This is a genomic window from Rivihabitans pingtungensis, from assembly GCF_003201855.1.
In the GTDB taxonomy this organism is placed as follows: domain Bacteria; phylum Pseudomonadota; class Gammaproteobacteria; order Burkholderiales; family Aquaspirillaceae; genus Rivihabitans; species Rivihabitans pingtungensis.
Window position 1 is genome coordinate 1 of the sequence record NZ_QJKI01000043.1, and the last position, 5,547, is coordinate 5,547.

At 52.3% G+C, this 5,547-nt stretch carries 2 tRNA genes and 3 rRNA genes; all 5 read right to left on the bottom strand.

What is annotated here, in order from left to right:
* Positions 1-3: 3 nt before the first annotated feature.
* Positions 4-117: ribosomal RNA gene (rrf, locus tag DFR34_RS16535) — 5S ribosomal RNA — on the bottom strand.
* 107 nt (positions 118-224) lie between these two features.
* Positions 225-3,111: ribosomal RNA gene (locus DFR34_RS16540) — 23S ribosomal RNA — on the bottom strand.
* Positions 3,112-3,299: 188 nt separating this feature from the next.
* Positions 3,300-3,375: transfer RNA gene (locus DFR34_RS16545), tRNA-Ala, on the bottom strand.
* Between the two features lie 267 nt (positions 3,376-3,642).
* Positions 3,643-3,719: transfer RNA gene (locus tag DFR34_RS16550), tRNA-Ile, on the bottom strand.
* Positions 3,720-3,825: 106 nt separating this feature from the next.
* Positions 3,826-5,361: ribosomal RNA gene (locus DFR34_RS16555) — 16S ribosomal RNA — on the bottom strand.
* Together the 16S, 23S and 5S rRNA genes with 2 tRNA genes alongside form the textbook arrangement of a ribosomal RNA operon.
* Positions 5,362-5,547: the final 186 nt, after the last annotated feature.

Genomic DNA, 5,547 nt, shown 5'->3' on the forward strand with positions numbered 1-5,547 from the left:
GGAGCCTGGCGTTGACCTACTTTCACACGGGTAATCCGCACTATCATCGGCGCGAAGTGGTTTCACTGTCCTGTTCGGGATGGGAAGGAGTGGGGCCCACTTGCTATTGACACCAGGCATAAGCTGTTGTGTGCGGTTAGGCACACCAAAACTGGAAGAGTAACAACAGGTTCTTAGAACCGATCAATTGTATTCGCGTTAACACCTGAAGCATCGCGGCTTATAGGATCAAGCCGCACGGGCAATTAGTATTGGTTAGCTTAACGCATTACTGCGCTTCCACACCCAACCTATCAACGTCCTGGTCTCGAACGACCCTTCAGGGCACTCTAGGTGCCAGGGAAGTCTCATCTTAAGGCGAGTTTCGCGCTTAGATGCTTTCAGCGCTTATCTCTTCCGAACTTAGCTACCCGGCGATACGACTGGCGTCATAACCGGTACACCAGAGGTTCGTCCACTCCGGTCCTCTCGTACTAGGAGCAGCCCCCTTCAAACTTCCAACGCCCACTGCAGATAGGGACCAAACTGTCTCACGACGTTTTAAACCCAGCTCACGTACCACTTTAAATGGCGAACAGCCATACCCTTGGGACCGGCTACAGCCCCAGGATGTGATGAGCCGACATCGAGGTGCCAAACTCCGCCGTCGATATGAACTCTTGGGCGGAATCAGCCTGTTATCCCCGGAGTACCTTTTATCCGTTGAGCGATGGCCCTTCCATTCAGAACCACCGGATCACTATGTCCTGCTTTCGCACCTGCTCGACTTGTGGGTCTCGCAGTTAAGCTACCTTTTGCCATTGCACTATCAGTACGATGTCCGACCGTACCTAGGTAACCTTCGAACTCCTCCGTTACACTTTGGGAGGAGACCGCCCCAGTCAAACTGCCTACCATGCACGGTCCCCGATCCGGATGACGGACCAAGGTTAGAACCTCAAACACACCAGGGTGGTATTTCAAGGACGGCTCCACAGAGACTGGCGTCTCTGCTTCAAAGCCTCCCACCTATCCTACACAAGTCTGTTCAAAGTCCAATGCAAAGCTACAGTAAAGGTTCACGGGGTCTTTCCGTCTAGCAGCGGGGAGATTGCATCTTCACAAACATTTCAACTTCGCTGAGTCTCGGGTTGAGACAGTGTGGCCATCGTTACGCCATTCGTGCGGGTCGGAACTTACCCGACAAGGAATTTCGCTACCTTAGGACCGTTATAGTTACGGCCGCCGTTTACCGGGGCTTCGATCAAGAGCTTGCACCCCATCACTTAACCTTCCGGCACCGGGCAGGCGTCACACCCTATACGTCCACTTTCGTGTTTGCAGAGTGCTGTGTTTTTATTAAACAGTCGCAGCCACCTTTTCACTGCAACCCCATCGGCCTTCGTCCGCGAGGGACTACAACCTACCGGGGCACACCTTCTCCCGAAGTTACGGTGTCAATTTGCCGAGTTCCTTAACCCGAGTTCTCTCAAGCGCCTTAGAATTCTCATCCTACCCACCTGTGTCGGTTTGCGGTACGGTCGATTATGAGCTGAAGCTTAGAGGCTTTTCCTGGAAGCATGGGATTACTCACTTCAGGTCCGTAGACCCTCGTCATCACGTCTCGGCATTGACCAACCGGATTTGCCTGGTTGATCTGCCTACCGGCTTAAACGACCTATTCCAACAGGCCGCTGAGCTACCCTTCTCCGTCCCCCCATCGCACTCATAATCGGTACAGGAATTTTAACCTGTTTCCCATCGACTACGCATTTCTGCCTCGCCTTAGGGGCCGACTCACCCTACGCCGATGAACGTTGCGTAGGAAACCTTGGGTTTTCGGCGTGCGGGACTTTCACCCGCATTATCGCTACTCATGTCAGCATTCGCACTTCTGATACCTCCAGCAGGGTTTACACCACCACCTTCGCAGGCCTACAGAACGCTCTCCTACCATATGACCTAAGTCATATCCGCAGCTTCGGTTACATGCTTGAGCCCCGTTACATCTTCCGCGCAGGACGACTCGACCAGTGAGCTATTACGCTTTCTTTAAATGATGGCTGCTTCTAAGCCAACATCCTGGCTGTCTATGCCTTCCCACCTCGTTTACCACTTAGCATGTCATTTGGGACCTTAGCTGGCGGTCTGGGTTGTTTCCCTCTTGACACCGGACGTTAGCACCCGATGTCTGTCTCCCAGGCTCGTACTTGACGGTATTCGGAGTTTGCCATGGGTTGGTAAGTCGCGATGACCCCCTAGCCATAACAGTGCTCTACCCCCGTCAGTAATACCTGAGGCACTACCTAAATAGTTTTCGGAGAGAACCAGCTATTTCCAAGTTTGTTTAGCCTTTCACCCCTATCCACAGCTCATCCCCTAATTTTGCAACATTAGTGGGTTCGGTCCTCCAGTGCGTGTTACCGCACCTTCAACCTGGCCATGGATAGATCACTTGGTTTCGGGTCTACGCCCAGCAACTGAACGCCCTATTCGGACTCGGTTTCCCTACGCCTCCCCTATTCGGTTAAGCTTGCTACTGAACGTAAGTCGCTGACCCATTATACAAAAGGTACGCAGTCACCCCTTTCGAGGCTCCCACTGTTTGTATGCATCCGGTTTCAGGTTCTATTTCACTCCCCTCCCGGGGTTCTTTTCGCCTTTCCCTCACGGTACTGGTTCACTATCGGTCGATGATGAGTATTTAGCCTTGGAGGATGGTCCCCCCATCTTCGGACAGGATTTCACGTGTCCCGCCTTACTTGTCGCATGCTTAGTACCACAATTGTGTTTTCGGATACGGGGCTATCACCCACTATGGCCAACCTTTCCAGGTTGTTCTCCTAACACGACTGTTATCACATGCAGGCTGTTCCGTGTTCGCTCGCCACTACTTACGGAATCTCGGTTGATTTCTTTTCCTCGGGGTACTTAGATGTTTCAGTTCTCCCGGTTCGCTCTACCGACCCTATGTGTTCAGGTCGGAGTACTCCTTGCGGAGTGGGTTTCCCCATTCGGACATCTTCGGATCAAAGCTTTATTGCCAGCTCCCCGAAGCTTTTCGCAGGCTTACACGTCCTTCGTCGCCTATCATCGCCAAGGCATCCACCAGATGCACTTATTCGCTTGATCCTATAAGTCGAGAGACTCACAGGTGTTTGTGCGATTACAATCTGACCCAATTACTTGGCTAGTGCTGAGGTTTTACCCTACAGCGCTAGCTGTTTTTTGTGTCGTTACTCTTCCGTTTTGTTAAAGATCGATGCGTTGAACACGCAAAAGACAAGAACAATCTTCTCTTTTGAGCGCTCTAGTGAGGTTGGTGGAGGATGACGGGATCGAACCGACGACCCTCTGCTTGCAAAGCAGATGCTCTCCCAGCTGAGCTAATCCCCCGCTAAACCTTTCATGCTTCGTTGTTCGGTCGCTCGTGTACATAAGTACACGTCGCTTCCTCTCGCCTTGCATGAAAGCTTTATCGTGTTTGCTCCGACCACCTAGCCCATTAGGTTTCGACAGAAGGAACAGAGAACTTTATCACACTGATATCAATCGCGCAAATAAAACGTGATCAATCAGCACCAGATTTTTCAGGACAAGGCGTCAAGGTTTCGACGTGTACATGAGTACACGAGAAATCTTGCAACGCAGTCATGGAAAATCTGGTGGGTCTGGTTGGACTCGAACCAACGACCCCCGCCTTATCAAGACGGTGCTCTAACCAGCTGAGCTACAAACCCAAGTTCCCGCGGAACCGGAGTCTGTTCAGGGATTTCCCCGATTCCTCTCACTGCTCTTTACTGACAACCGATAAGTTGTAGACGCTTATTCCAGAGGTTTCTCTAGAAAGGAGGTGATCCAGCCGCAGGTTCCCCTACGGCTACCTTGTTACGACTTCACCCCAGTCATGAAGCATACCGTGGTAAGCGGCCTCCTTGCGGTTAGCCTACCCACTTCTGGTATCCCCCACTCCCATGGTGTGACGGGCGGTGTGTACAAGGCCCGGGAACGTATTCACCGCGACATGCTGATCCGCGATTACTAGCGATTCCGACTTCACGCAGTCGAGTTGCAGACTGCGATCCGGACTACGATCGGTTTTATGAGATTAGCTCCACCTCGCGGCTTGGCAACCCTCTGTACCGACCATTGTATGACGTGTGAAGCCCTGGTCATAAGGGCCATGAGGACTTGACGTCATCCCCACCTTCCTCCGGTTTGTCACCGGCAGTCCCATTAAAGTGCCCAACTTAATGATGGCAACTAATGGCAAGGGTTGCGCTCGTTGCGGGACTTAACCCAACATCTCACGACACGAGCTGACGACAGCCATGCAGCACCTGTGTTAGCGCTCCCTTTCGGGCACTCCTGCGTCTCTGCAGGATTCGCTACATGTCAAGACCAGGTAAGGTTTTTCGCGTTGCATCGAATTAATCCACATCATCCACCGCTTGTGCGGGCCCCCGTCAATTCCTTTGAGTTTTAATCTTGCGACCGTACTCCCCAGGCGGTCTACTTCACGCGTTAGCTGCGTTACCAAGAGATTCCTCTCCCGACAACTAGTAGACATCGTTTAGGGCGTGGACTACCAGGGTATCTAATCCTGTTTGCTCCCCACGCTTTCGTGCATGAGCGTCAGTGTTATCCCAGGGGGCTGCCTTCGCCATCGGTATTCCTCCACATCTCTACGCATTTCACTGCTACACGTGGAATTCTACCCCCCTCTGACACACTCTAGTCTTGTAGTTCCAAACGCAGTTCCCAAGTTAAGCTCGGGGATTTCACATCTGGCTTACAAAACCGCCTGCGCACGCTTTACGCCCAGTAATTCCGATTAACGCTTGCACCCTACGTATTACCGCGGCTGCTGGCACGTAGTTAGCCGGTGCTTATTCTTCCAGTACTGTCATCCCCGACCTGTATTAGAGGCCAGGATTTCCTCCCGGACAAAAGAGCTTTACAACCCGAAGGCCTTCTTCACTCACGCGGCATGGCTGGATCAGGCTTTCGCCCATTGTCCAAAATTCCCCACTGCTGCCTCCCGTAGGAGTCTGGGCCGTGTCTCAGTCCCAGTGTGGCGGATCATCCTCTCAGACCCGCTACGGATCGTCGCCTTGGTGAGCCTTTACCTCACCAACTAGCTAATCCGACATCGGCCGCTCTATCAGCGCAAGGCCCTAAGGTCCCCTGCTTTCCTCCTCGGAGAATATGCGGTATTAGCACTCCTTTCGAAGCGTTATCCCCCACTGATAGGCACGTTCCGATGCATTACTCACCCGTTCGCCACTCGCCGGCGGACCGAAGTCCCCGCTGCCGTTCGACTTGCATGTGTAAAGCATGCCGCCAGCGTTCAATCTGAGCCAGGATCAAACTCTTCAGTTCAATCTCTGCAAATTACATCGCTTGACGCAAGTTCTCAAAGAATCTAACGATTCTTGATTACTTTAGTGCAAGCTCTTGTTCCTCGGAACAAGCGCCTACACTTATCGGTTGTCTTTTCTGTTAAAGATCAGTTGCTTTCTGAATCAGAACCCGGTAACGTCAGCGGTTTGTTTCGCTTCGTTTCGT